Origin of the sequence: Vulcanococcus limneticus LL (assembly GCF_943369875.1) — a bacterium.
In the GTDB taxonomy this organism is placed as follows: Bacteria; Cyanobacteriota; Cyanobacteriia; order PCC-6307; family Cyanobiaceae; genus Vulcanococcus; species Vulcanococcus limneticus_A.
The window spans coordinates 59712-85151 of record NZ_CALROT020000007.1 but is presented as its reverse complement, the minus strand read 5'-3'; the positions used below and the strand labels follow the sequence as shown (position 1 = coordinate 85151).

23 protein-coding genes and 1 pseudogene are annotated in these 25440 nt (G+C 63.9%); 14 read left to right on the top strand and 10 right to left on the bottom strand.

Annotation, left to right across the window (positions count from 1 at the left end):
• Window positions 1-11: 11 nt before the first annotated feature.
• The 6 genes from pglX (at window position 12) to ACLV7J_RS09410 (ending at window position 12185) form a co-directional block, all read left to right on the top strand.
• Window positions 12-4277: a BREX-6 system adenine-specific DNA-methyltransferase PglX gene (pglX, locus tag ACLV7J_RS09435; RefSeq protein ID WP_411868850.1), complete on the top strand. Its 4266-nt coding sequence runs from the start codon at window positions 12-14 to the stop codon at window positions 4275-4277.
• Complete coding sequence (gene pglZ / locus ACLV7J_RS09430; protein ID WP_411868849.1) at window positions 4274-7321, top strand: BREX-6 system phosphatase PglZ; 3048 nt, start codon at window positions 4274-4276, stop codon at window positions 7319-7321. The genes pglX and pglZ overlap by 4 nt, the downstream gene beginning before the upstream one ends.
• Window positions 7321-8670 carry a BREX system ATP-binding protein BrxD gene (gene brxD, locus ACLV7J_RS09425; protein ID WP_411868848.1) on the top strand — a complete coding sequence of 450 codons (1350 nt, stop codon included), beginning with the start codon at window positions 7321-7323 and terminating at the stop codon, window positions 8668-8670. The genes pglZ and brxD overlap by 1 nt, the downstream gene beginning before the upstream one ends.
• A gap of 31 nt (window positions 8671-8701) precedes the next feature.
• On the top strand, window positions 8702-10825 hold the full coding sequence (locus ACLV7J_RS09420; RefSeq protein WP_411868847.1) for a DEAD/DEAH box helicase: 2124 nt from the start codon (window positions 8702-8704) through the stop codon (window positions 10823-10825).
• Window positions 10822-11685, top strand: coding sequence for a hypothetical protein (locus ACLV7J_RS09415; protein WP_411868846.1), 864 nt, complete (start codon window positions 10822-10824; stop codon window positions 11683-11685). Before ACLV7J_RS09420 ends, ACLV7J_RS09415 begins: the two co-directional genes overlap by 4 nt.
• Window positions 11686-11879: 194 nt before the next feature.
• On the top strand, window positions 11880-12185 hold the full coding sequence (locus ACLV7J_RS09410; protein ID WP_411868845.1) for a Nif11-like leader peptide family natural product precursor: 306 nt from the start codon (window positions 11880-11882) through the stop codon (window positions 12183-12185).
• Between the two features lie 514 nt (window positions 12186-12699).
• On the opposite strand, the gene ACLV7J_RS09405 is transcribed toward ACLV7J_RS09410, so the two are convergent.
• Both ACLV7J_RS09405 and ACLV7J_RS09400 read right to left on the bottom strand, forming a co-directional pair.
• Window positions 12700-13371: an HD domain-containing protein gene (locus tag ACLV7J_RS09405; RefSeq protein WP_411868844.1), complete on the bottom strand. Its 672-nt coding sequence runs from the start codon at window positions 13369-13371 to the stop codon at window positions 12700-12702.
• Between the two features lie 57 nt (window positions 13372-13428).
• Window positions 13429-13730, bottom strand: a pseudogene (locus tag ACLV7J_RS09400) (SIMPL domain-containing protein); the annotation flags it as partial.
• Between the two features lie 525 nt (window positions 13731-14255).
• Here ACLV7J_RS09400 and ACLV7J_RS09395 point away from each other — a divergent pair.
• Entirely contained in the window at window positions 14256-15422 is a 1167-nt protein-coding gene (locus ACLV7J_RS09395) for a hypothetical protein (RefSeq protein WP_411868843.1), read from the top strand.
• Between the two features lie 287 nt (window positions 15423-15709).
• On the opposite strand, the gene ACLV7J_RS09390 is transcribed toward ACLV7J_RS09395, so the two are convergent.
• The 4 genes from ACLV7J_RS09390 to ACLV7J_RS09375 form a co-directional block, all read right to left on the bottom strand.
• Complete coding sequence (locus ACLV7J_RS09390; protein ID WP_411868842.1) at window positions 15710-16081, bottom strand: AbrB family transcriptional regulator; 372 nt, start codon at window positions 16079-16081, stop codon at window positions 15710-15712.
• Between the two features lie 269 nt (window positions 16082-16350).
• The gene (locus ACLV7J_RS09385; RefSeq protein WP_411868841.1) at window positions 16351-17634 is read right to left on the bottom strand and encodes a glycoside hydrolase family protein; all 1284 of its coding nucleotides are present in this window, start codon (window positions 17632-17634) and stop codon (window positions 16351-16353) included.
• A gap of 95 nt (window positions 17635-17729) precedes the next feature.
• A complete protein-coding gene (gene vapC / locus ACLV7J_RS09380) occupies window positions 17730-18131 on the bottom strand; it encodes a type II toxin-antitoxin system tRNA(fMet)-specific endonuclease VapC (protein ID WP_411868840.1) in 402 nt (133 codons plus the stop codon).
• Entirely contained in the window at window positions 18128-18361 is a 234-nt protein-coding gene (locus ACLV7J_RS09375) for an antitoxin (protein ID WP_411868839.1), read from the bottom strand. Before ACLV7J_RS09375 ends, vapC begins: the two co-directional genes overlap by 4 nt.
• A 115-nt stretch (window positions 18362-18476) precedes the next feature.
• On the opposite strand from ACLV7J_RS09375, the gene ACLV7J_RS09370 reads away from it, so the two are divergent.
• The 6 genes from ACLV7J_RS09370 to ACLV7J_RS09345 all read left to right on the top strand — a co-directional run bounded on the left by ACLV7J_RS09370 (window position 18477) and on the right by ACLV7J_RS09345 (window position 20975).
• Complete coding sequence (locus ACLV7J_RS09370; protein WP_411868838.1) at window positions 18477-18866, top strand: hypothetical protein; 390 nt, start codon at window positions 18477-18479, stop codon at window positions 18864-18866.
• A 718-nt stretch (window positions 18867-19584) separates the two neighbouring features.
• Complete coding sequence (locus tag ACLV7J_RS09365) at window positions 19585-19707, top strand: hypothetical protein (RefSeq protein ID WP_411868837.1); 123 nt, start codon at window positions 19585-19587, stop codon at window positions 19705-19707.
• A gap of 107 nt (window positions 19708-19814) precedes the next feature.
• Entirely contained in the window at window positions 19815-20078 is a 264-nt protein-coding gene (locus tag ACLV7J_RS09360) for a hypothetical protein (RefSeq protein ID WP_411868836.1), read from the top strand.
• Window positions 20079-20112: 34 nt separating this feature from the next.
• A complete protein-coding gene (locus ACLV7J_RS09355; protein ID WP_411868835.1) occupies window positions 20113-20277 on the top strand; it encodes a hypothetical protein in 165 nt (54 codons plus the stop codon).
• 193 nt (window positions 20278-20470) lie between these two features.
• Window positions 20471-20770 carry a transposase gene (locus tag ACLV7J_RS09350; protein ID WP_411868834.1) on the top strand — a complete coding sequence of 100 codons (300 nt, stop codon included), beginning with the start codon at window positions 20471-20473 and terminating at the stop codon, window positions 20768-20770.
• 22 nt (window positions 20771-20792) lie between these two features.
• Window positions 20793-20975, top strand: a complete 183-nt coding sequence (locus ACLV7J_RS09345) for a hypothetical protein (RefSeq protein ID WP_411868833.1) — start codon at window positions 20793-20795, stop codon at window positions 20973-20975.
• A gap of 145 nt (window positions 20976-21120) precedes the next feature.
• On the opposite strand, the gene ACLV7J_RS09340 is transcribed toward ACLV7J_RS09345, so the two are convergent.
• Window positions 21121-21504, bottom strand: a complete 384-nt coding sequence (locus ACLV7J_RS09340) for a type II toxin-antitoxin system VapC family toxin (protein ID WP_411868832.1) — start codon at window positions 21502-21504, stop codon at window positions 21121-21123.
• A complete protein-coding gene (locus tag ACLV7J_RS09335) occupies window positions 21504-21749 on the bottom strand; it encodes a hypothetical protein (RefSeq protein ID WP_411868831.1) in 246 nt (81 codons plus the stop codon). Before ACLV7J_RS09335 ends, ACLV7J_RS09340 begins: the two co-directional genes overlap by 1 nt.
• A gap of 820 nt (window positions 21750-22569) precedes the next feature.
• Here ACLV7J_RS09335 and ACLV7J_RS09330 point away from each other — a divergent pair.
• Entirely contained in the window at window positions 22570-23181 is a 612-nt protein-coding gene (locus tag ACLV7J_RS09330) for a methyltransferase domain-containing protein (RefSeq protein ID WP_411868830.1), read from the top strand.
• Between the two features lie 61 nt (window positions 23182-23242).
• Here the strand turns inward: ACLV7J_RS09330 and ACLV7J_RS09325 are convergent, their stop codons facing one another.
• Together ACLV7J_RS09325 and ACLV7J_RS09320 are read right to left on the bottom strand one after the other, a co-directional pair.
• Window positions 23243-23467, bottom strand: coding sequence for a hypothetical protein (locus ACLV7J_RS09325; protein ID WP_411868829.1), 225 nt, complete (start codon window positions 23465-23467; stop codon window positions 23243-23245).
• A gap of 614 nt (window positions 23468-24081) precedes the next feature.
• Entirely contained in the window at window positions 24082-25341 is a 1260-nt protein-coding gene (locus ACLV7J_RS09320; RefSeq protein ID WP_411868828.1) for a vWA domain-containing protein, read from the bottom strand.
• Between the last annotated feature and the right edge of the window lie 99 nt (window positions 25342-25440).

Below are 25440 nucleotides of genomic sequence, written 5' to 3'. Positions count from 1 at the left end.
GGACAGCGGCGATGGCGATGACCCCCGAAGCCAAGAAGGCGCTCTCCAGCACGATTCGTGGCCTGCGGCAGCGGCTGCTTGACGATCTGCATGTCGCCACGGAATCGGCCTACCGCTTGTCGGTGCGGCCTCAGGACGCCGGGCTTGACGAAGCCGCCCGGACGAAGCGCAAGCGTCTGGATGACTGGTTGGATGAGCAGGTTCGGGCTCAGCCATCTGGAGCACGGCGGCGGGAGCGGGATGACTTTCGGCGGGAGGCCGAGCAGCAGGCGGCCTACACGCTCCTGAACCGGCTGGTGATTCTGCGGTTGATGGAGGAGCCCGGCCCCTCCGGCCAACTCCTGCGCAAACCCTCTCTGATCAAGGGCGGCTGGGGCAGCACGGCCTACCAAGACTTCCGGGACTTGGCACGGGGTGTAGTGCGTGATGACCCCACCGAAGGCTTTGGCTTCCTGTTGCAGCTCGTCTATGAGGAGCTGGCGGAAGACCTGCCGGGATTGTTTGGCTCAGCCGGCATTGCGGATCTGATTCCAATCCCACCGGCCACCCTGCGCTATGCGGTGGAGGAGCTGAACAAGGAGGAGCTGGAAACTTGCTGGGCCGACGACATGACCCTGGGCTGGGTGTACCAGTACTGGAACGACCCGGAACGGGAACGACTCGACGCCAAGATCAACGACGGGGGCAAGATCGAGCCTCATGAGATCGCCAGCAAAACCCAGATGTTCACCGAGCGCTACATGGTGGACTGGATGCTGCAGAACAGCCTGGGCCTGATGTGGTTCACGCTGTGCAAAAAGCATGGCTGGACGCCAGAGGTGCAAGCGAATGGCACCCTGCAGCGGCTGGAGGAACGCCGCATGGAGTGGCGTGCCAGGCGTGCCTCGGGAGAGGTGAGCCTCACAGAGCTGATGCCCCTGGAGAGTGCTGAAGAACGGCGTTGGGCTTACTTCTTGCTGGGACAGGAGATTTCTGATCAAGCTGTTGAGCTCGCTCCCGCATCAGTGCGTGAGTGGAAAATTCTCGATCCCGCCGTGGGTTCAGGGCATTTCCTGGTGGTGGCGCTGAGGCTTCTGTTGGCCCTGTTCCAGGAAGAAGCCAGGCATCGCGGCTTACAGGACGCCCCCGACTGGAGCGATCGGGCGATCGTGGAGCACGTCCTTTCCCATACGCTGCATGGAATCGATATCGATCCCCGCGCCGTTCAGATTGCCGCGGCATCGCTCTGGCTGAAAGGCAAGGGATTGTGCCCTGAGATTCAGCCTGAAAAGTTGAATCTGGTGGCACCGAACCTCAGACTGGCCGATCTTCCTGATGACGATCCGGCCTTGGTGGAACTTCGGTCCGATATTGAGGCTGAGACAGGAATAGCCGGGGAATTTACAAGTCAGATCCTGCAAGCACTCCAGGGCGCTGACCACCTTGGCAGCCTGCTGAAAATCGATCAGGCAGTAGATGCTGCGATCGCAAAACAGGAGCTCCGCCTCAAGATACTGCAGAACAAGGCTCTGCAGGTCCAAGCAGACCTTTTTGGCGGTGCTCCACCAGTACAAGCGGAGATGGATTTCTCTGCAAGTGAAGTCCGTGCCGACCTCCACGAGTTGCTCGAACAATTTTTGTCACGACACTCCAGCGCCAACGACCTTGGCCTTCGACTGCATGGAGAGCAACTTGCGGCTGGCGTCAGATTTGTGCGCCTTCTTAAAGAAGGCATGTACCACCTAGTGGTTGGCAATCCCCCCTATCAGGGGACGTCCATGATGACGTCGACACAATATCTGGACACCCATTATCAATTAGGCAAGGCTGACTTGTATGCAGCATTCCTGCTGAGAGGATTGCACCTAAGCGCCCCTGGCGGACTATCGACTATGCTCACAATGAGAAACTGGATGTTTATCAAGCAGTACGCCGAGCTGCGGGAGTCTTTCTTCTTGAATAGTGACTTGAGGCTTGTTGGAGATTTTGCGGTAGGCGCCTTTGATGATGTTGCCAATGATCTCTTAAACGTATCAGCAACAGCAATACTCAAATCTGCTCCGAGCCTTTGCATTGGATCTAGTCAAATGCCAACTCCAGCGTCAGACATCTCGTACGACCGATCTCGCACGGCACGTAAGCGCGCGGCAACGCTAGCTCAAGAAGGACTTTACCAATTTCAAACTACAAGCTTTAGTGCAATACCTGATTGGCCGCTCGTTTATTGGTGGGACGATGGCATCTTGCGCTTGTATCGCAATACTGAGCTGATAGGATCCGCGGCTCCTGCAAGGTTTGGAGTAAATACCGGAAATAATGCAAGATACATACGAAAAGCGTGGGAAATACTACCACTCCCGTTGGTAAAAGTCGAAGACCCGCTTCCAGGTCTCTACCCGTGCGCTCTCAGATGGGCTCCCTACATTAAGGGAGGTGGGCTCGAGTGGATTCAGCCCACTGATCATGCCATCAAATGGAAGCATCTAGGGATGGAGATCAAGATTTCAATAGACGAACGCTATGGGAACATCGCATGGAAGATACCAAATGAAAAATTTTATTTCTCGCCTGGAGTCGCCTTTGCCAAGATTGGGGCTGCTTTTTCTGGCAGGGCGCATCGATTCAGGAGTATCATCGATAGCGCGGGGTCCTCTGTTTTTACTAGCGACTACAGACAGGTCACCTGCCTGTTCAATTCATCACTTGCCAAGGGCATCTTAGAGTCTTTAAATCCAACGGTTAATTTTCAGGTCGGCGATGTCAATAGGCTGCCCAATGCAAAGGATTTGCATTCAGACGAGATATTCCAGCGCGTTGACGAGTCATTCACTGTGCAAGAAGCACACCGGGAGCCGTCGCTTGAGTTTGTGTCGCCTGGCCCTACGTCTTGGCACAACACCCAAAGATGGGCTCAACAGGCCGTCGACCGCCCCGAAGGCTCACCCCTCCCCGAATACATCGAAGAACTCGACCCCGAGCCCCCAACCGATCACCTGAGCTTTGCGCTTGGCGTCGCCCTAGGCCGCTTTGCCCCTGTGGATGACAAGGGTCAGCCCATCACAAGCAATCCCGCTGGCATCCTCGATCCGGCAAAAGCTGATCTCACCCATGCCCTACCTGCAGGAATCCTGTTCCTCGATGGATCGTTGGAGGACAACGATCTGCGAGATGGCCTTGGCGAAGGCGCTACGGCTTCACTACATGAGGCCTGGTCTCGCCATGGCACAACCATCTCTCCAAACCGAAGCCTACGCGATTGGCTGCGTCTGGACTTTTTCAAGGATGTGCACAAGTGCATGTATGAGAACCGCCCGATCCACTGGCCCCTGAGCTCCTCAGGCAAGACCTTTGTGGCCTGGGTCAACATCCATCGAATGGATGAGAGGACCCTGAAGATCCTGCTGGCCGACCATCTGATTCCAGCCCGATCCCGCATCGATGGCGAGCTGGATGACCTTCGGCAGATTCGCGACTCGGAGGATCGCAAGGCCGCACGGGAGGCCGACACCCGCATAGGCAGGCTCACCCGCTGGCGCGAGGAGCTCCAGGCGTTCATCGACGCTGTGGAGCAATGCACCGATTGCGGCCCACCGCCCACTGATGGCCGCTGCCCGGAGCGGGAGCAGGACGCCATCTATGACCCCGACCTGGATGACGGCGTGATGATCAATTCCGCGGCGCTGTGGTCACTGTTGGAGCACCAGTGGAAGGATCCCAAGAAGTGGTGGAAGGAACTCGCCAGCGCTCAGGGCAAAAAGGACTACGACTGGGCTCACCTGGCGATGCGCTACTGGCCCACCCGTGTGGATGCCAAGTGCCAGAAGGATCCCTCTCTCGGCGTCGCCCACGGCTGCTTCTGGCGCTACCACCCTGAACGGGCTTGGGCCTGGGAACTCCGCCTCCAGCAGGAGATTGGCCCGGACTTCCGCATTGAAGAACCTCCCTATCGCCCCGGTGGCAGAGACCTCGGCGACGGCGGCGACGGCCCCCATCGTTTGGCCTGGCTTGCGGATCATCCCGACGAAGCCCTGGCTGCCGTTGAGAAGGAAGCGATCCGCCGCATGGGCCGGGGCGACAACCGCCAGGTGGTCAGCGAGATGCGCATTCTCGAAGCCGGCCTCTGGTCGGCGTTACCCGAGAAGGTGGCGGCTGTGGAGCAACGGCTTTCGGACCGGCAGGGCGCCCTGTTCAGCCTGCGGGCCCCCGATGAAGCTCAGGGCCGAGCCGTGGTTGGTGAGCAGAGCGTGCAGGGAGGCCTGGCGCTCGCCCTGGGTGGACCCGAGGTAATTGGCGCATGACCCAGCTGGGGCCGATTTCCACTGCTCTTGAGACTGAGCTGCGCCAGCGGGTGCAGCAGAACGGCATCGTCATCTGGCTCGACCGAGACGGCCACTACACGGAGCTGGTGGATCAACTCGAGAACCTTCGAGCACAGGAGCAACTCCCCTATGCCGTGCATGGATTCCGCGGCAGCCATCTGGCGCTGATGTTGGACCTCGATGCCGTGGCCGCAGGCTCCGATCCGCCGCGGCTGCTGATTCATCTGCCGGGGTTCACGGAAGATACCGTGACGCAGACCCCTGTGCTGGGGCTCTATCGCAGCGGGGTCCGCTTCCGAAAGGCCCTCGGCACTCTGATCCGCGAGGCGGCGGCTGGCCAGGTGCCGACAGAGGCGATCGATGTCTTCGTGGCCACTGAGCCCGAGACCCTGGCCATGGCCGATTCCTGGCTGGAGGCCCAGCTGCAGGCCGATGGCGGGGGGCTCTACGAACAGGTCCGCTCCACCCCTGTGGTGGAGGTGGTGGAGCAGCTGCTCCGGGATGGGCCTCTCTGCCGCCAGATCAACTCAGCTGACGCCCGCGATCAGTTCCTGCGCGCGATGGAGGCCACGCTCGGGCTTCCTGGCAGCTGGCATCGGCCCGCCCCACAGACTCTTCCTGGCTCAGACGACAGCGAGGACCTCGGCGATGCAATCAGCAACGCCGTGATGTCGGCCCTGGCTCAGGTCAACGTCAGCCAGGGGACGTGGGAATCCGGCCGGCCGGCCAGCCGCCAGCAACGGGATGACCTGGCCTTCATCCTGACCAGCTGGGCCCTAGTCGTCGAATACGTCCACGACCTCAAGCGCCCCCCACGGGGAGCCGCAGCCGAGGCCGCCAAGGACATCCCGGCGCGGCTGGTCACCACCTGCCGCGAGCTGGCCAGCCATCTGCGCGCACGCCACACCGCCTTCTATCAGCGCACCGCCGATGAAGCCGAGCTGCTTCTGAACGAAGAACGCGAACAAGCCAAGGCAGAAGACCTGGGACGGATCGACACCTTCCGCTTCGAGGAGAGCACCGTTCTTGAAGCGGCCCTCGATGCCCTGCAGCAACGGCAATTCCGCAACGCCGCCCAGTGGGCCGCTCAGCGCCTGAACAGTGATGGCAAGCAGCAAAGCGATTCCTTCTGGCTGCAGCAGGATCCCGCTCGCCACGAAACATGGCAGCTGATCGCCGCCGCCGCCCGGCTCGGTGAGGCCGTCTCCCATGCCGGTGACCTGCCACGCAACCTGCCGTCGTTGGAGCAGGCGGTGGCTCGCTATGTGGAGCGCGGTGCCGCCGTGGACCAGGCCCACAGGCTGCTGGAGCAACGGCGCCTCACAGCCCTTGCGCCCCAGATCCCGGCGTTCGAGCGGCTGCTGGTGGAACTCGATGGACTGCGTCAGCTCTGGCGCCAGTGGGCCGACCGCTGGGCGATCGCCTTCAACGCCCTCTGCAAGGAGCATGGCTTCCTGCCCGGTCCTGGGCTGCAGCAGCGCCAGCTCTTCGCTGAGGAGGTTGAGCCATTGCTGCGCAATGCCCAGAACCGCGAGAGCCAGCGCTGTGCCGTGTTTCTCGTCGATGCGCTCCGCTACGAGATGGCGATCGAGCTGTTCCAGCAGCTGCAGGACACCCCGGCCTCGACTGTGCAGCTCAAGGCACGGCTTGCGGAGCTCCCCACCGTCACGGAAGTGGGCATGAACGTGCTGGCGCCGGTCGTCTCGCAGGGACGCCTCAGCCCCAGCCTCTCCTCCAACGATGGCGGAGCGATCCAGGGATTCCGTGCTGGCGAATTTCTGGTCACCAACCCCGACACGCGCCTGCGCGCCATGCAGGCCCGCACTGCCAGTGGCACCTGCCTCAGGCTCAGTCTCGAGGAGGTCACCAGCCTCAAGGCCGACACCCTCAAGAAGAAGGTGGAGCAATCCCGGCTGCTCATGGTGCACAGCCGCGAGATCGACGCCGCCGGCGAGAAGGGGGTGGGGCTTGATGTCTTCGATCGGGTGCTGCAGAGCCTCAGGGCCGCCTGGCAGCGACTACGCACCGCTGGCGTCCGCAACTTCGTGATCACCTCGGACCACGGCTTCCTGCTCAATGAAGGAGCGCCGCCGGCCGTGCGGAGCCACGGGACCAAGACAACCCCGTCACGCCGCCATGTTTTCCGCCCCCATCCCGCCAACCATGACGGGGAAGTGCGCGTGGCCCTGGCGGATCTCGGCTACCAGGGCGTGCAAGCTCAGCTGATGATGCCGGAGGACACCGCCGTGTTCGACACCGGCAAGCACGACATGCGCTTCGTGCATGGCGGCAACAGCCTTCAGGAGCGGCTGATCCCGGTGCTCACGATCGAGCATCGCGAGAAGCCTGGCGGCTCCACCCAGCAGTACCAGGTCCTCGCTCAGCAGAAACAGGGACTCGGGGACTATCTCTGCCTGGAGATTCAGGTGAAGACGGTGGAGCAGCTGGCTCTGGCCTTTGGTGGCCGAAGCCGGATCGAGCTTGCACTGAAGTGCCCCGACAACCCGGATCTGAAGGTGGAGCTGTCTCAGGCCCGCGGCACCGCCCAGGTGAAGGACAGCGTCATCCAGGCCCCGGTGGGTGAAGCCTTTGAGCTGTTCTTCCGGCTGATCGGATCCAGCCAGGAGAAAGTACGCGTCGAGGTCTTCCACCCCAGCGCCACCGATCAGGTGGCGCCCTGCATCCCCGAGGCCCGCTTCCCGGTGACCGCTCTCTCCACGGCGCCGCAGCGCCCATCCGAGCGAGCAGCGGAACAATTAGCACCTGCCCCCGCGGCCGGGCCTCATAGCGCGTCATCGTCCTGGGTGGAGACCCTTTCAGAGGACGGAAAAATCCGCCAGCTGTTTGCCCACCTGGAGGCCTACGGCGCCATCACTGAGCCGGAGGTGGCTGCCATGCTGGGCTCGCCCCGGGCTGCACGGCGCTTTGCCCTCCAGGTCGATGAGCTGGCCAGCCGAGCCCCATTCGCCGTCCGCGTCGTGGTGGTGGGTGAGGTCAAGCGCTACGTGAAGGAGCAGAGCTGATGGCCACCCTGACCGCCAAGGACGTCGAACACGTCTTCGAGTCGCTCCGCAAGGGGCTGGTGCCTGAGCGCGGCATCGACACCTTCGCTGTGGGCATTGAAAAGCAGCGCGGCGAGCTGCACCGCCAGCTGGAGCTGGCCGGTGGTGGCGAGGGCACGATCAAGTTCCTGCGGGGCGGCTACGGCTGCGGCAAGACCTTCATGGCCCGCCTGGCCCTGCTCGATGCCCAGGAGCGGGGCTTTGCCACCAGCTTCGTCGTCGTTTCCGACAACGACCTCAAGTTCCATCGCTTTGATGACGTCTACCGCAAGGTGATGACCGAGCTGGGCACCTCCACCTGCCCCCGCGGCGCCCTCAGCGACATCCTCGATCGCTGGATCGCGCGGGTGGAGGACGCCTTGATCGCAGCTGGAGAAGACGAGGAGGCCACCGACTTTGATGAGAAGGTGCAGCAGCGGCTGGAAGCCGATCTGGCTTCTCTCACCGGAGGCCAGGCGCCGCAGGACTTCATCCGGGTGATCCAGACGATCTTCCGCCTCAAGCAAGAGGGTGAGGTGTCTGAGGCGGGTGCGCTGATCTCCTGGCTCTGCGGCAGCGGCAATGTGGCCGCCGCCTCCAAGAAGGTGGCGGGCATCAAGGGGGATATCGGCAGCCGCGATGCCCTCGACTATCTCCGCGGTGTGCTGGAGATCGTCAAAGCCGCTGGTTACAAGGGCCTGCTGATCGTGATCGATGAGGCGGAGACGATCCTTCGCATGCGCTCCGACTCCCGCCACAAGTCACTCAATGGCATCCGCCAGATCGCCGATGCGGCGGGCTCCTACCCGGGAATGCTTTGGCTGTTCACCGGCACACCGGAGTTCTTCGACACCCGTCATGGTGTGGCAGGGCTAACGCCACTGCATGACCGGATCCGGTTCCTCAAGCAGGGAGCCTTTGCCAGCCTGCGCCAGGCTCAGCTCGAGCTGGTGCCCTTTGATGCCGAGCGGCTGCGATCCGTGGCCCTGCGCCTGCGCGAGCTCTATCCCTCCTCCACCCGCTCTGTAATCGAGGAGCGGGTGAGCCTCGATTTCATCGACCGCCTGGTGGCGGAGGTGACCAAGGGCTTCCGCGGTGACGTCGGCGTGGTGCCACGCCAGTTCCTGCGCGAATTCGTGACCCAGCTCGATCTGGTGGAGGAGAACGACGACTATGTGCCGATGGAGCTCTACGGGTTCGATCCCAGTCAGATCAGCACCGTGGCCCTCACACCGGAAGAGCAGCAACGTCTGGGCAGCCCCTCCGATGCCGCCCCTCTCGAGGAGCTGGATGAGGGCCCAGACCTGATCCCCACCGAAGACGTCTGGTGAGATCCCCCGAGCTGTTGGCAGGAGGCTGGCGGTGAACGTCTTCTCGCGCCTGGCGCCCCGGCTGCAGGAGGCGATCGTCGCCCGGCTGGGCTGGAGCAGCCTCCGCCCCGTGCAAGAACAGGCTGGGGAAGCGCTGTTGGATGGTGCCAATGCGGTGATCCTGGCGCCGACTGCCGGGGGAAAGACCGAGGCCTCGATGTTCCCCACCATCTCCCAGATGGTGGAGTCGGCACCCGATGGCGTCGGCGCCCTCTACATCGCGCCGATTAAGGCTCTGCTCAACAACCAGGCCGAGCGCCTAGGGCTCTACACCGAAATGGTGGGCCTGCGCCGCTTCGTGTGGCACGGCGACACCGACGACTCTGCCCGTCGCAAGTTCCTCAAGGAGCCGGCCGAGCTGTTAATGACCACCCCCGAATCCCTGGAGGTGATGCTCGTCTCCCAGCGGGTGGATGAAGCCAAGCTCTTCGGCGACCTGCGCATCGTGGTGATCGACGAGGTGCATGCCCTCGCTGGCTCGGACCGCGGGGCTCATCTGATGAGCGTGCTGGAGCGCATCGCCCGGCACTCACGCCACGACCTGCAGCGGGTCGGCCTCAGCGCCACGGTGGGCAACCCGGAGGCAATCCTCGGCTGGCTGCAGGGCTCATCCAAGCGGCTGGGCCAGGTGGTGGACCCACCGAAACCTGCCAGCCGTCGTCAACTGCTGGTGGTGCACCGACCCGAGCTGCGGCTGCTCGCCCGCGACGCCTCCCGCATGGCCCAGGGCCAGAAGAGCCTGTTCTTCTGCCAATCCCGCTCCACCACCGAGAAGGTGGCCGAGACCATGCGCCGCACCGGCACCACGGTCTTCGTGCACCACAGCGCTGTCTCCAAGGAGGAGCGCTTGCTGGCGGAGAAAACCTTCCATCAGGGCACCGCCGACGGCAACGGCGCCTGCATCGTCTGTACCTCCACCCTGGAGCTGGGGATTGACGTGGGCGATCTCGATCGCGTGCTTCAGGCCGATGCCCCAGACACGGTGAGTTCCTTTCTGCAGCGCATGGGCCGCACCGGACGGCGAGACGGGCAGGCCGCCAACACCACCTTCTTCTGCGAATCCAGCGAGAGCGTGCTGCAGGCCACGGCCCTGATCGAACTGGCCAAGCAGGGATGGGTGGAGGCCGTGCCGGTGCAGGACCGCTGCTGGCCCGTGCTCATCCACCAGCTGCTCACCATGGCACTGGCAGGCGGAGGCATCCGTCAGGACGAGGCCTGGGAGCACATCTCCAAAGTGCCGGACTTCGCCGGGATCAGCCGGACAGAGTTTGATCGCCTGATCCACTGGCTGGTGGCTGATGGCGGGTTGAGGGAGGCCTCCGGTCAGCTGGTGATTGGCCCCAAAGCTGAGAAACGCTTTGGGCGCAAGAACTTCATGGAGCTCTTTGCGGTGTTCACCAGTCCCGTCAGCTACACGGTCGTCACCGCTGCGGGGCAGCCCCTCGGATCGCTGCAGCAGGAGTTCGTCGATCGACTGGTCGATGGGGTCAGCAGCTTCCTGCTCGGCGGCCGGGGCTGGGTGGTGCAGCGCATTCAGCACGACGACCGCCGCGTGTTCGTGGATCCCGCGCCACGGGGCAAGCAACCCACCTGGGGCGGCTACATCCCGCAGTTCCTCGGCTTCGAGGTATGCCAGAAGATGCGCGACATCCTGCTCTCCTCAACCCCCTTCCCCTACCTGGACGAAAAGGCCGCAGCCGTTCTCGAGGAGAAGCGGGAGGCGATTCAACCCCTTTTTCAATCCGGTCGCTCTGGCATTGACGTCAGGCATGGAGAGTTGCGCTGGTGGACCTTCGCTGGCGGCAAGATCAATGCCACCCTCCGCTATGGCTTAGAAGCTGTGGGTGGCGACTGGAAAATCACTACTGACAACTTCCTCGTGAAAGCCAAGGGTGAAGGCATCACTCCTGAGCGGTTCCACGACGCCATCCAGCGGCTAGCGACCCCGGAGATCTGGGATGACGACAAGCTATGGAGAGACGTGGCTGAGTCGCTGCCCAACTACCGGCTCAGCAAGTTTCAGGACTTGATGCCGGAGTGGGTGGAGCAGGAGGTGGTGTCAAACTACCTCCTAGCCGTGCAGAGTGCGCAGGACTGGGCACAGGGATTGCTATGAGCATCTGGGACGACATCTCAAAGGTTGCCGGTCATCTTGCCGTCGGCCTCATGGACAGCTTCCAGGATCTGACCATGGATCCCATCAGCGGCTCCATGAAGGCTGAACTTATCATTCTGGCGAGGAAGGCACAGGGAAAGACAGCTCCACGGGGAAATGGCCCTAGCAGGGCAGCATTGCGCCGCAGGGGTCTTGTTGAACCGTATGGAGATGCACTGACGCGCAGGGGGTGGAATTGGTACAAGTCTTTTGAGGCAGATGGCGATGTTGCCGACTTTCTGTACGCGAACGACATTGACCCATGGCAAGAAGAATGGAAGATTGATTCAAGTCCCCTCGACGACTCCTCGGTCCATTCATCCGATGGCACTGGTAGAGGCAAGTCAGAAGCGGCGGCATCCAAGGCCAAGTCCATCCCCCAAAAGTCCTATTACAGATGGCTCTACGGCTGTCTGTCGCGGATGAAAGCATTTGAAGCCGAACAGGGGATCCTGCCCGGCGAGTGCTCAGTCTGGACGATCATCGTCGAAGAAGAGCTTCTCGCTCTGGAGAGTCTAAAGCCGCTGCTGGATATGGATGACATCAGGAAAGCCAAGGAGGTTTCATTGCAAAGAGAGGTCTTGGTGGTGCAGGCCCTTCCTGCTGAAAGAGTTCTAGACTTTGACTTTGAGGCTCTAGATGGCATGCCAGGGGCTCGCAAAACAGGGCTGCGACATGGCGGCCCTGAGGATCGCGCGCATGCGTCTTATCCGCTTATCAAGGAGTGTGATGCTCACCCGTTCCGGCAGCTGTGCTCTGAACGACTCCGCGCTGAGCTAGCGCGAGTCCTGCCTTCTTTGTCTGGAGCGACGTCTGTATAGCTCCACTCTGAACGTAGAGAGGTAGGGGGCACGGCTATGGTTCTTGAAGCTTGTCAGCCTCACGGGCTCATCGGAACGCTGACTGGAGGAAAGCTCCGTAGAGGGGTTTCCAGAGGCTAGTCAGGGCTCCCTAGCGTCTTGGTTGTCGTGCCATGGTAATTCCATGTTAACGGCCACGCGCAACGCAAAAGACAATGTCAAAGGAGCAACTCAATTTATTTCTGGAGTTAGCCCGGACGGACCCCGATCTTCAGGCAAGAATATCTCAGGCTTCTGATGTTGATGAAATCGAGTTCGTCGCCAAGCAGGCGGGCTTTTCGGTCATGATCAGTGACCTTGAAGAATGGCATGGTCATGACGAATACGAAGAGGGATTCGAAGGGGACCTCTTTATGGTGGTGCAGATGCATGCCTGGAGAGGGCTTGGCAAAGGATGTGATCCCGAATGGAAGCAGGCAGCGATAAGAGCGCAAAGGAGGCACGAACTGGGTTTGGATTAGCCCTCGCATGATGTCTGCGGTCCAATGTCTTACGGGGCTACTCACTACTTTCGTGATGCCAAAGGTCCAAGCAGCCGAGGTCTCTCAGCTATAGAACTGACGATATGGTCATACTGCAGCACCAGGGGCTGGTCTGACCCTTGGTGCTGGATTGATCTCCCCGAGCCTCCCCAGTGCTCTGGACTCTGCTCGGCGCCGGTGCGCCCTCCCGGGCCTGCTCATATCTGCTTTCTGATGCAGCCTGCTGTCAGGAGAAATCTATGCAGAGTCTGCATCAAGAGCGCTTGAAATCCCTCTGCCCCAAGGCCCTACGCATCTTCTGGGTCTCAAGGCTGTATCCAGCCTCGCCTTTGGCAGCAGCCTCTTCGTTTGTGGCCCGTAGGTGATCGAAACGTCATGGCACTCGTCGTCCCTACTGCATCGAAGGCAAGCACTCGTCGTCCATTGGTATTTCGCCCCCGCTCCCTGCGTCCACCGAGCTGCCTCCCCCATGCGCTGGACAGAGGATGGGTGCTCAGCTGTCATTGACGTCGACCCGTTCCTGATACCCTGCCGCCCACACCGCCGGGGCGATGCCCCGCGGTACGACCCGCCGGTAGGCGTCGCTGGCGAGGATCTCCTGCACCGCTTCCCCCAGCATGGCGGTGGAGCGGCTCTGGGGGATGCGGTGGCTCAGGCTCTGGTGGATCCGCAGCAGATACCAGGCACTGCCCTCCAGCCCGGCATTGAACCGCTCCCAGCTCTGGGGATCACGGCGAGCATCGAGCACCAGGTCGCGGGCGTTGTGGGCCTTGTCAGCTGCGGTCACCAGCAGCGAGCCCTCGCCCTTGTGCTCAAGAGAGGCCAGGTAGCGGGTCTTACGCAGCAACCAGGGCTCCTTCTCGGCCCCGGCTTCCGCTGGGCCCTGGGTGTCGGTGCAGTCCACCACGATCTGGGCCACTTCCTCCCCGAAACGGGCGGCGATGGAGCCGTGGCTCTGGCCGGCGTCCTCAATGGCATCGTGCAGGAGAGCGGCGATGGCCTGGTTCTCACTGCCGCCGTCCTCCCACACCAGCGCGCTCACAGCGATCAGGTGGGAGATGTAGGGCACGGCTTTGCCTTTGCGCCGCTGGCCCCGGTGCAGCTCAGCGCTCCAGCCGAGGGCGTCGATGTAGCGCTGGCTGTGGGCGAGGTCGGGGGGTGTCATGGTCGGGTTCTACAGGGTTCGCTCGGCTGGACTGGTTGGTTGCGGGGCTCATCTTCCTTACTCCACCCCGAAGGTCACGGCCATCACGGCGGTGATGTCCTTGTCGATCGTGCGAGTGTCATAGGAGCCCGTGTCGCTGGTCTCCGTGGAATTCGGCGCTGTGATCTGGAGCGAGCCCGTCTCAGCGTTGCTGATGGCGCTGATGCCAGCGCCCGCCTCCCAGGCAATCGCCTTGGCCCGCTGGCGGGCATCGCGGGTGGCCTTGACCAGCATGTCCACCCGCTTCTCCGCCAGCTTGGCGAAGGTGCGTGTTCGTTGATCGTCAGCGGCACGCCCTGGCCGATCAGGGCGCCGATCTGGCCCCAGGTTTAGGCATGGTTATGAGTTGTCTGATCTACAAGAAGTGCCACTGACATCAGACTGATAGTGTTTACGTGTCTTCTGTGGCCTTTGGACCCCAAGCGGGGTTGATCGTTCTGGGCATAGCTTGTGCCTAAGCTTAATTCTTGCTTGTGCTCGCGGGTGCGCCGTGGTGAACCGTAACGCTAGCCAGGTCATGCCAGGAGTTGACGACGCTGCCGCCTGACTGACAAGGACCGAGCAGATGTAACCTGACAAATAGGTGCCATTGGAGTAGGAGTGAATCAGCTCTTCCAGGAGTTAACGTGTGACGAGTCTGTTGCATCTGTCAAATTCAAAGGAAAGCTTCGTGTCGTATCCGGCGCAGAAGCGAGTAGGCCGCTGGAGGCGCCCAAGTGAGAACCATTGTTGTTAGTGCTGGCGAAGATCTAGTGTGCTATCGTTCGGCTTGTGAGCACATCTAGAGTCTGGCTAACGGCCAGCCTCAGATTGCCATCTCTGGAGTGATCTGCGAAGCGCACCTGATGGACCTCAACGTTGTCTTTGACGTTCCCACACGGATTGTGCAGGGCCTGGCCAATGGATCCCTGGAGCGCGTCGGGGGCGTGATTCGTGACTCCTCCAACAAGCAGGTTGTGACCTGGCTGCAGGAGGGTGGCTCGGAACTATCCAGGAACGTTGTTAAGCCGCCAGTAGGTGGTCTTGGAGATGCGTTAACAGCAGTCAACCCGATCCTGGGGGCTGTGAACGTGGGCGTCTCAGTGGCTGGATTCGCCATGGTGCTGCAGGAGCTGAACCGAGTCAGTGAGCAGATCCGCGTGATCGAGGCCAAGGTCGATCGAGTCAGTGACAAGCTCGACGACCAGGTGGTAGCCAAGCTCAAGGCTGGCGTTTACGCCTGTCAGAACGCGGTGGAGCTCCAGGAGCCAGCCCTGCGGACTCAGATGGCTGGCTATGCGCTCACCACGCTGCATGAGGCTCGCCAGTTCTTTATCCAGCAGGTGGTTCGCAGTGCCGCCCGGGCGGAAGCCGCCAGTGCGGACTATGTAGGCCTGGCTTTTGTGGCTCTCCTTGCCGAGGCCCAGACCTACCTGCAGCTGGATGAGGGAGCCAAGGCGGCCCGCGTGCTCCGCCAGGGGCTCACAGAGCTGAGACCAGGATTGACTCAATTGATGAATGCCGTTCTGGAGTGCAGCTGCCATTACCTCAAGCCCGAATTCATCGGTGAAGTAGACCTCGGCATAGTCCTATGGCTGCACAACGGGTATAGGAGGATGCAGCGCACCGCTGGTGAGCCTGTGGAGCAGGTCACGGCAAGTCAGCTATTCGACCTGTTGCGACTCAAGATGCCAAAAGTCTTCAAGAGCTACGAAGATTGGCATGGAGAGATTCCCCAGGTCGTTGTTGACACGCGAAAGGTCCCAGACTGGTATCTGGGTCCAGTCAGTCAAGGCACTGACAAGAGCAAGCGCTATAAGCTGGTGAAGAAGGAGCTATCCAAAGGCCTGAGTAAGATCGCCGCGATTGTTGAAGCTCACGATCGCCTCACCAGCCAGGTCCTTCAGCTGGAGGAGATGGAGGAGCTTGGCCTAAAACCCAGTGAACTAAGGGCCCAGTTGCAGCTTCCTGAAGGCCAGGCGGCGGCAGTAGTGCTCGACGCCCGCTGGATCGCGGAGGAGGTGCCCACTTAACCACTTGCTTGATCAAGGAGTAGTTGCCGATCGCTGAGCTCGACATCAAGATCGTTCGCATCGAGGCCGTGCCGCGTCAAAGCTGCATTTGGCGCAGTACGCAGCCCTTCACCTATCACTCAGCTTAGGTCCCCGCCCAGTTGGTGTTGGCCGCAAGGGCAATCATCGTGGAGCCGCCAGGATGAACCCAACTGCCCAGGCTGGTGGCCGATCCCAACGAACCGGCGCCATGACCAGCCGGCCCGTAGTAGGCCAGCTGGCTCTGAGGACCGGGGCAAGCCCTCAGCTCACTCCTCCTCGTCGCTACCGCCGGCAGGGATCAGGCGGATCTGCTTCTTGCCCAGCTTGATCTCGAACTCATCGCCGGGCTTGAGGTCCAGCAGGGCCGTGTAGGCCTTGCCCACCAGCAGGTTGCCGTTGAACTGAACCTTGGCCACGTAGCTCAGGGAGCGGCCAGCTTTGCCCTTGCCCTTACCACCGGTCTCGCCGAGGCTGACGCCCTTGGCCTCCAGCAGCGCCTCGTAGAAGGCGGTGAAGTTCAGGCGCTCGCTGCCGTCCTTCTTGGTGCTCACGTAGCCGGCGGCCCGCACCAGATCGGACTTGGAGGAATCGCCGAGCTCCTTGACCTTGGCCAGCAGATCGGGTCCAGTGAGGGCCATGGAGGTTAGTTCGTGATCACACAAACGTAGCAACCCATGGTGCTGCCCGTGGGTTGCTCTGTGTTGTCTGATGTCGCCTTGATGGCGCGCACTGCCACACCAAAGGGGAGCGATGACCCCATCCAGTCATGGTGCCGTTGCCGGGGCAGATGCAGCCAGCGGGATCTTCGCTACACGTGCACACTGCTGGCGACGCGATACGGCCGCTTCGCCACCGATACCCGATGGCATAGGGCCAACTGGGGCAAGACGACTGATTCAGCGGTCCATCAGTGGGCCGCCAGCAGTTCAACCCACCAGCCCGATCCAGGCCCCTCCACCATCCAGCGGCGACCCCAGTTGCGCTCGGAGTAGCGCAGTGCATTGCCGCTGCTGACTGCGGTGCTGACATAACCGCCAGCCACGAGATCGGCCTCGCCGTTGGGGTCGTGCATCAGCAGCTGGCGGGTGGCCGGATCCCAGCCGATCACCAGGCTCCAGTGACCACCTCCGCCGGGGGCTGAGGCCGTCCCCTCGTACAGCCAGCCCACCGGGCAGGGGAGACCCCGTTGCAGTTGGGCCACCAGATGTTCCAGCCGGCCATCGGTGCGGAAGCGGGCGCGGATGCCCAGGCCGGCCAGGGCCGCCAGCTGCGCTGGCGCCTCGGTGCTGTCGCCATGGCGCTGCACCAGCGAGAGGTACGCATCGTCAGGCTGGCCAGAACCCGCCAGACAGCCCGGCCGCAGAAAGGCGGCGGCCATGGCGCAGCTGGAGGAGAAGCACATGCGCGGGCCCTGGCCGGTGGCGCTGTCGTGCTGGGAGAAGTAAGGCACTGCTAGTTGGATCAGACCCTGGGCCGGCTCCACTGCCTGGGGCTTGGGTGTTGCGGTTGGTGGCGCCACCGGTGCGGCGGCGGTGGATTGCTGAACCCGGATTGACGCGCTCTGGTGGGTTTCAGGAGACTGCCGATACGCCCTGGCGAATTGCTTGAGCTGTTCTGTGCTGAGGGAGCGCTGCAGTGCCTCCCAGGCCTGGCGCTGGTGGGGCAGATCCCGGTGGAAGGCCGCCGCATCCCGAAGCTGGATGGGCTGTTGCGGCGCGACGTCCTGCGGCGAATTGGCCTCAGGGCCGCCCAGGGCGTGCGCCACCTCATTGGCCCGGCGCAACCGCAGGCCCTCCATCGGGCCGTTTTCCGCTTTGCACCAGCGGGGCAGCTCCTCGGCGATCACCCGCGCCGCGGGTTCCCCGGCCAAGATCCGGCGCCGCAGGGTGGAGTCCTCCAGGGCGCCGGCCCCCACGTTGAAGCAGAAGCTCACCAGCGCATCCCGCTGCCGGGGGCTGAGCCTGCAGCCCGCCAGGAGTCGATCCACCGCAGCGGCCGCCTCCGCGGCATCGGCCTCCAGCCAGGCCTCCGCCTGCTGCTGGCTGATCACCAGGCCGGGCACGACGTCTGGGCCGGTGTGGCCGTAGCCGATGGTCCAGGGTTCACTGCCACTGGCGGGGTCGGGATAGGCCGCCAGGCGGCAGCCTTCCCAGCGCCTGAGCAGTTGCCAGCCGTCGGGGGTGAGGGTCACGAGGAGTGGAGCGGAGACCTGGAAGGGTTCCGGGTGGTGCAGTGCCACTGCACATGTCTGGGCCAGCTGGGCCTGCGATCAAGGCACCAGTCGATTCAGCTGGCGGGAACCCAGTTGTCCAGCTGCAGGCCGGGCACCCTGGCGAATTCGCGGGTGTTGTTGGTGATCAAGGTCGCCTGCTGACTCAGGGCATGGGCCGCGATCATCGTGTCGAGCGAGCCGATTGGTGTGCCCTTGCGCTCCAGCGCGGCGCGCAGCTCGCCGTAGACCCAGATGGCCGCCTCATCAAAGGGAAGGATGACGAGTGGAGCCAGGAACAACTCCAGAGCCTGGCGGTTGCGATGGGAGCCGCTTTTGGCAACGCCGTAGGCGAGTTCAGCCGCCACCACGCTGCAGACACCGATCTCGCCCATGCGGTACTGGCGGAATCGCTCCACCACGGCTGCGGGCCTGACGTTGATGATGTGAATGCAGATGTTGGTGTCGAGCAGGATCACGGGTTGATCGCATCCCGTTGTTGCTGATCCGGTTGCTCCCGCTCCAGTACGAAGCCCGGCTCGAAGGCGGCCAGTCCCGCCTCCAGGGTCTGCCAGGGGTCATCGATCGGCAACAGCAGCACGCCATTTCCGAAGTGCTTCACGGCCACTTCGCTTCCGCTGAAGCGGTACTCCTTGGGCAACCGCACCGCCTGGCTGCGGCCTGACTGAAACAGACGCGCGGTGTCCATGACCCTGCCCGTGGTGCCTACCAATGGTAGTCACCGTGTCGGCCTTGGAGTGTCGAGGCGCTGGGGTTGAACGAAGCCGGCCCGGAACCCTCTGGGGTCGCCGCTGCCAAGCACCATGGACTCCCGCCGGTTGGTGGTCTGGATCTCGACGGGAATCCTGGGCTTTCAGGGCCTCACCCTCTGCTTTGACCTGCTCAACTGCACCGCTCTCTCCTGGCTTTATGTGCGCCTGAACGGGTTTGACGCCGCGGTGCAGCGCTCGGTGTCCCTGGCCGAAGAGCTCCAGGCGCAGCGCCCCAGGGGGCGGGCCGGGGTGCTGGATCCCGATGCCCCCATGCCCCCTCCGGCGGACTCAGCCCCGCCGCTACCGGTGCATCCGCTGGCGCTGTTCTGCGCCCGGCCCCAGAGCCGCATTGATGACGCTGTGAGCCAGGGGCTCAGCATCCTGGCCGGGCTGGCGCTGGGGGGCTCGATGGGGAGTGATCGGGGGCAGGGGCAGCCCTGATCGTCGTGGAAGTCGATGTCACATCCGTATCATTCCTGTCTCAGAATCCTTCGGTGATCTGTCTAAGATGAGACCTCTCCTGTTTCATCCTCCCGTTTGGCATTTCTCTTGGCATAAGCTCGCTCAACCCCTGCTTTTGCAATGGGTCTGGCGTTTCGCTTAGCGGCTTTTAACCGATTGGTCCTGAGTTCGAATCTCAGGCGACCCATACTGCATCTTTGCTTGCGATTGCTGAGTTTTTCCCAGCTCTTGCAGTCGATTTCAAGGGATCAGTGCGGCTTCTGAGCAGGCCGGTCTGAGATCGCGAAAGCTCTGGGAATGCCCCAGTTGTGCCAACTGTCTGGGGGGTTCCCCCAAACATCCGCCAACCGCCTCAACCCCTTGCGGTGTCTGGGCGTTTCTTCGGTCTGTGGCTCGGGAACCCTCGCGCCCGCCCCCGCCCCGGTTGCCAGGACGGTTCAGCACCGAACGATGAGCTGTCAGTGCGAACTGACCAGCAGTGCTTGATCGAGGCCGGCCAGCTGCTGCGGCGCAAGGGGCTGGAGCAGCTCGAGAAGAGCGCCCAGGTGGGGCGCCCGCGCCACGGACAGAGACCTGTGTCCTGACCATGTCTGGCGTTCAGGGCTAGGGGAGGACGCCATGGCCGGATCCCAGCTCCGCAGCGAAAAGCTCGACCTGCGCCTGACGCCGACCGCCAAGCAGACCCTGCAGCGCGCGGGTGCTGCCGATCCACCAGAGCTGCAGCACCCTGCGCGGCCGGCGCCTGGCCCGGCCGATGACGGAGCGGGAGTTCCGCCGCTCCCTGGAGCGCATCTGGTCCGGGGATCAGCAACGCCGGTGAGCACGCCGGTTCGCCCTCGGCAGCGCTGCCGTTGTGGGATGAGCCAGGCCCTGGCGCCCTTGATGCCGGTCCCCGTGCTGTGCGTGGATGGTGGTTCTTCTGTTGCGATGACACCCGAGCTCGCGGCCTGTGTTCTGGAGGGATTGCTGCTGCTCCACGAGGAGCTGTCAGTGGATCCGCAGACCCCCTGGTATGTGGGCACGCCGGATCAGACCCAGGTGCTCCATGACGAGCTCTGGATCCTGGCCGGTGAGCTCTCGCCCCGCTCCAGCCAGGCACTGGTGGAGGCCTGGTACCGAGCTGGTCGCTCCAGCCTGTTGCCCGTGGGCTGCACCGGTGCGCTGGTGAGCGACCGGCACCTGGCGGCCTGAGGCGGCGGCCTCCTGTGGGCTCGATCAGGTTCTGTTGGCGCAGGAGCCCAGCAGCAACCGGGTCACGACCCCACGGCAGCAGGCCCTGGACGCTGGAAGCGTGAGCTGGAATGGGCAGAAGCCAGTGCTGGCTGCACCGATCCGGTTGCAGGCCGAGGGGATGCTGGTGAGCGCGATCGTGCTGGACGACCGGGGCTGAGCGTTGACGCTGTTCTGGGACATCAGCACCCTGATTCAGCTGTTGATTGAGGCTCCGGACTCCGTGCGGATGCTCCGCGCTGCCGCCGCGGCGGAATGGATCGCCCTTTGTTGCATCACCTGGGCTGAGGCCACCGCCGCGATGGCGCGCCGCGCCCGGAGGGGTCACGCCATGGCCACCAGACTGTCCATCGATGACCGATCCGACCAGAACCCGGCGCCGGTTCAGGGCGCAGCAGAAGGCGAAGGCTGTTGAGCTCTGCCTGCAGGAGGGCCTCTCCGGCCATGCCGTTGCTGAGCGGCTGGGGCGTCCATCCAGCAGCCTGGCCCGCTGGGTGTGGCAGGCCCGGATCGACCGCGGCCAGGCCGGAGCGAGGGACCAGGGACTGCTCACCAGTGAGGCGCGCGCCGAGCTCAATCGGCTCCGCAAGGACAACCGGGAGCTGCGGAGGGAGAAGGATTTTCTCAAGCTGGCGGCAGCGCACGCTGCGTAGCCCGTAGGGCTTCCGCTGCAGCATGTCCGCCAAGGGCTGCTGCTGGGACACCGCGGTGGTGAAGAGCTTCTTCTCCACCCTCAAATTGGAGCTGGCTCTCGATGACAACCGCGAGCGCCGTCACTCCACGATCGTCTACCTCAGCCCGATCGACTACGAGCAACAGTTCAATGCTGCCCGTACACTCACGTCAGTGAACCCCTGAGGACTATCCACGGAATCAGGGGAACCCCACATCATCACAATGAGCCCCACGGCTCGGTGCTGAGATATCTCCAGCTCCCTGGGCCCCTGCCCCACCGGCGCTCAGTGGATCGGCTTCGCGCAGCCCTCCTCTGCGAGGTGAAGGTTCATGGGGCTATCACCTCCACGCTGCAGCGCAAACCCGGTGCTCGGGCAGCGCGGCTGTCGGCGGTGAGCAGGGTGGCGTCGAGCTGCTCAGCCAGCGCTACATAGAGGGCGTCATAAGCACTGAGGTTGGTGCGGAGTTCCCAGGCGCGAGACCAATGTGATCGGCTGGAATGGCGCCGCAAGCCCAGCTGCTGGGCGGTGGAAAGGGCCTGAAGCGCATGCTGCTCAGGCAGCTGATCCGCAAGCACCAGTCGACGCAAGACCGAGAGCAGTTCGGCGTCGATCAGATCTGGTGCCTGCAGGTTGGCATCGGCCAGACGGGCCCGAGATGCGCCGTCAAGCAGCAGGGCATTCACGAGAACCGAGGCATCCACCACCACCATCAGCGTTCAGCACGGGTCTGCCGCAGCGCCTCCAGAATGACGGCGGGGTCGATCGCAGCCGAGGGCAAGGCGCTGAGCAGCTCGGCATTGTCGGCACGCCGCGCGGATTCGCACAGCTCCTGCAACGCGAAGGTGCTCAGCGGCACGCCGGCTCGGCTGGCCAGCTTTTCCAGTCGCTCAGCCACGTCGTCGGGCACATGGCGGATGTAGAGGGTGCGCGTCATCCCCTGCTCCTGCTTGCTCATTGCTAGCAGCCTAGGTCTGGCTCAGCTCGTGCAGGGTTTGTCCCTGGGGCTTTTCCAGTCCTTCCAGCCGTTGGCCGTGCGCCGTCAGGCCCTGCGGAGTCGCTGGGGGCAGCTGGTGCCGGCTCTATTGGCGGAGCGGGTGTTCCCCTTTGATCGGGCGGCGGCCCACTGGTAAGCGGAGCTGCTGCATCGGCGCCAGCCTGGCTACCCGCAACACGGACGACTGTGCCGACGTGGGTCTGACCCTGATCAATCCCTGGCCCGGGGCGTAGCGGTTCCCGCCTGCGGCGGGGACAGCCTTCAGGCAGCACGGGACGGTCTGTCGATCGGGCAGCGCAGAACTCCTGGCGGATGCCATCAGGGGATTTCGGCCCTTGCTCCACCGGCGCTCCGTGGATCGGCTACGCGCAGCCCTCCTCATGGTCCCGGGCGGCCTCAAGGGCTGACGCGAGGCGGCCGCCTGTTGTGTGGCTGTGCGGCGCTCCGCATCGGAGGGGTGGACTGCTCCATGGCGCGGCGGCATGAAGGCCGCGGCTTGCTGCGCCAGCAGATCCCGTACGGCAGCAGCGGCCAACTCCGCCTCAGGCACCTGCAGCCGCGCGGCGACTTCTCGCAGGGCTTCGGCCTGGTGGTCGCTCAGCTCGATCGCGATGGCCATGGCGGCAGGTCCTCCTCCAATCAACGGAGGCACCGCCACCGGCCCTTGGTGCCCATCGCTGGATCAGGGATGAGGTCTGCGCCTGGCTGCCTGCGCACAGGACGGCTGCGACTGCGTTCCTTTTGCAGTCGTCGTTAGCGTCGCGGTGCTGCGCGAGGTGGCGTGTCGGATTCAGCTCCCTGGGACGAGCGCTACCGCACTGGTGCCGATGGCTGGGAGCTGGGCCGACCAACGCCGCCGCTGGAGCAGTTTCTAAGGGCCGAGCCCCGCCGGCCGCTGCCGCCGGGACAGGTGCTGGTGCCTGGCTGCGGACGTGGCCATGAGGCCGCCCTGCTGGCGGAGCTCGGCTTTGCCGCCCTGGGGCTCGACTTCAGTGCTGAGGCGATCACCCGGGCGCGTCAGCTGCATGGCGACGACCGGCCGGTGCTGCGGTGGCTGCAGGCCGACCTCTTGGATGCGCCTGCTCTCGAGGCGGCTGGACTCGGTCCGGGCTCCGTTCAGGGCGTTCTGGAGCACACCTGTTTCTGCGCCATCGATCCCGCCCAGCGCCCCGACTACCTCGAGGCCGTGGTGCGGCTCCTGGTTCCAGGCGGCTGGTTGCTGGGTCTCTTCTGGTGCCACGGCCGCCCTGGTGGACCGCCCTGGGGCAGTGATGCCGCCGAGCTGGAGCAGGACCTGACGGCGGCGGGCCTGGAGCCGCTGGTCTGGGAGCCGGCGCAGGGATCGCTGCAGGAGCGCGACAACGAATGGCTGGGCCTCTGGCGTCGCCCTTAGCCAGTCTGCGATGCCGTGAGGTGGCCCCGGTGACCGGCACCGTGACAGTGGTCAGAACGACCTAAGGCTTCACGGACTTGGCCCCATTGCAGGCCGCATCCTTCTTGATCTTGCCGTCGTTCTTGCTGCGACAGATGTATTGGATGGTGCCCTTGTTGTTTTCAACCTTCTGCCAGTAAAAGCCACCGGACGACGGCTTGCCTTCGGCGAGCACCTTGGCACTCGCCGGGCCGGCGACAGCCAGGGCCAGGGCAACAAGGGGCAGCGACCTCAGGAGGGCTTGCATCGGATCGGGGCGGATGGTCGAAGTCTGGCCAGAACGGGGCCCGCGTCCACCACGTGATGCAACTCCAGGGATCCAGGTCCGGCTCGGGGTCATTGACAACTCTCCCAGGCCATGCGGGGCCGTGCCGGGCTGCCTCAGGGTCCGCCGGGGGCAAGGGCTGCGTGAGCGACTCCACTGAGGAGCCCTTGTCCTGGTGCAGTCGTCCACCTCCGGCTTCCTCACAAAGGCGGCTCCCGCTGGATGCTGAACAGCGCCAATCAGTCCCCCATCCTGGCTGCGATCCGTACTCACATCACTGGCAGTCCGTGTATGACCCGGGTATTGGCCCAGCGTTGGCCCAGCTGATCGAGTAGCGCCGTGCCCTGGGGTAGGCCTGGCGGTGGCCTGCGGACCCTGGCGACTGTTGTGCGGGTCCGCGATCCTGCAGGAACCGGTGGGTTGTGCTCATGAGCTGGCCTGAACTGGAGCGCCTGGTGGCCGCACCCGCGGGGAGCTGATCCTCACGGCCCGGCGGCTGGGCTACCGCCTCTCGCGGTTGGATCTGCAGCGGGCCCAGGCGGAGCACCTGCTGGAGGAGCAGGTGCTCGCCGCGTCTGCCGGTTGATGCACGCCGTTCAGGCCTGCTCGTCGTCCCGGGCTTCCCACACCGTGGTGCTGGAGCGCAGCGACTCGCGGCTGAGGCGCTTGCGGGTGAGGTTGCTGTCGTCGTGCAGCAGGGCCTGCCTCTCCTTCAGCAGACGCAGCTCACGGCGGGCGAGGGCTGAATCCGGCAGGGCCGCGAGCAGGGCACTGGCGCCCTGGAGGCAGGAGGAGGCGGCCTCCACCTGGCCGCGGTCGAGCTCTTCGATGGCCCGGCGGCGGGCGCGGTTGGCCTCCAGCACGGCGAACTGCTCTGCCACCGCTGCATCCGGTTCGAGGGCCGCCAGCTCAGCGGCGGACAGCACCGGAAGGGTGAGCGTCTCGATCTGCTTGCAGCGGCCATCGGCGCCGGGGGCGTCCCAGGCCAGGCGCACGCTGGCGATCTCCTGGTTCGGCGTCCAGGCGGGCAGCTGCAGCCTTACCCCCACGTTCAGCTCCTGACCAGCCCGAAGGTTGGGCAGCTGGAAGTTGCCGAACGCGGTGGTCTGCAGGTCGTTCAGCACGTCTTTCAGCTGGGCGCCGTTCTTGGCGCGTAGGCCCAGGCTGACGCGGCGGCCCACCGTGGCGGCGAGGCCCTGGAGTTCGGAGGCGTAGAGATCCGCCAGCTGGGAGGGGCTCTCGATGAAGGCGAAGGTGCCGTCACCGGCGCCGGCGATGGCTCCCATGAGGTCTTCGTCGAAGCCATCCCCCAGGCCGAAGGCGCTGGTGCTGATGCCCCGGCCGGTGGACTCGGCCACCCTGGCGGCGATCCGGCGCGGATCGGTGAGGCCGGCATTGGCCTGGCCGTCGGAGAGCAGCAGCACCCGGTTCAGCTGGGTGGGATCGAGGTGCTCGGCCACCTGCTCCGCGCCGGCCAGCCAGCCATCGAAGAGGGCCGTGCTGCCGCCGCAGTGGATGGTGTTGATCGCCGTGATGAACCGCAGCGGATCCGTCACCGGCGTGGAGGGCACCACCACGGTCACCGCGTCGTCGAAGCTCACGATCGCCAGGCGATCCCGGGGGGTGAGCTCGTTGGCGAGGAAGCGTGCCGCCTTGCGGGCGTCGCTGAGCTTGCGGCCCGCCATCGAGCCGGAGCGGTCGATCACCAGGGCGAGGTTGAGCGGGGGCCGGAGGTTCGCCGGCTGCTGCGCCGGCAGTTCGGCGCAGGCGATGGTCACCAGCAGATCCAGGCTGGTGGTGCCATCGGCGGCGACCGCTGGCCTGAGGGGGCGGAAGCGAAGGGTGGGGTTGGTCATGGACTGGGATGGCTAGGAGAGCGTTGGGTCGCTCCAGTCCCTCCAGAGTCCGCCGATCCGCCCGCGGGATGCGCTGATCTCCTGCGAAAGACCAACCCG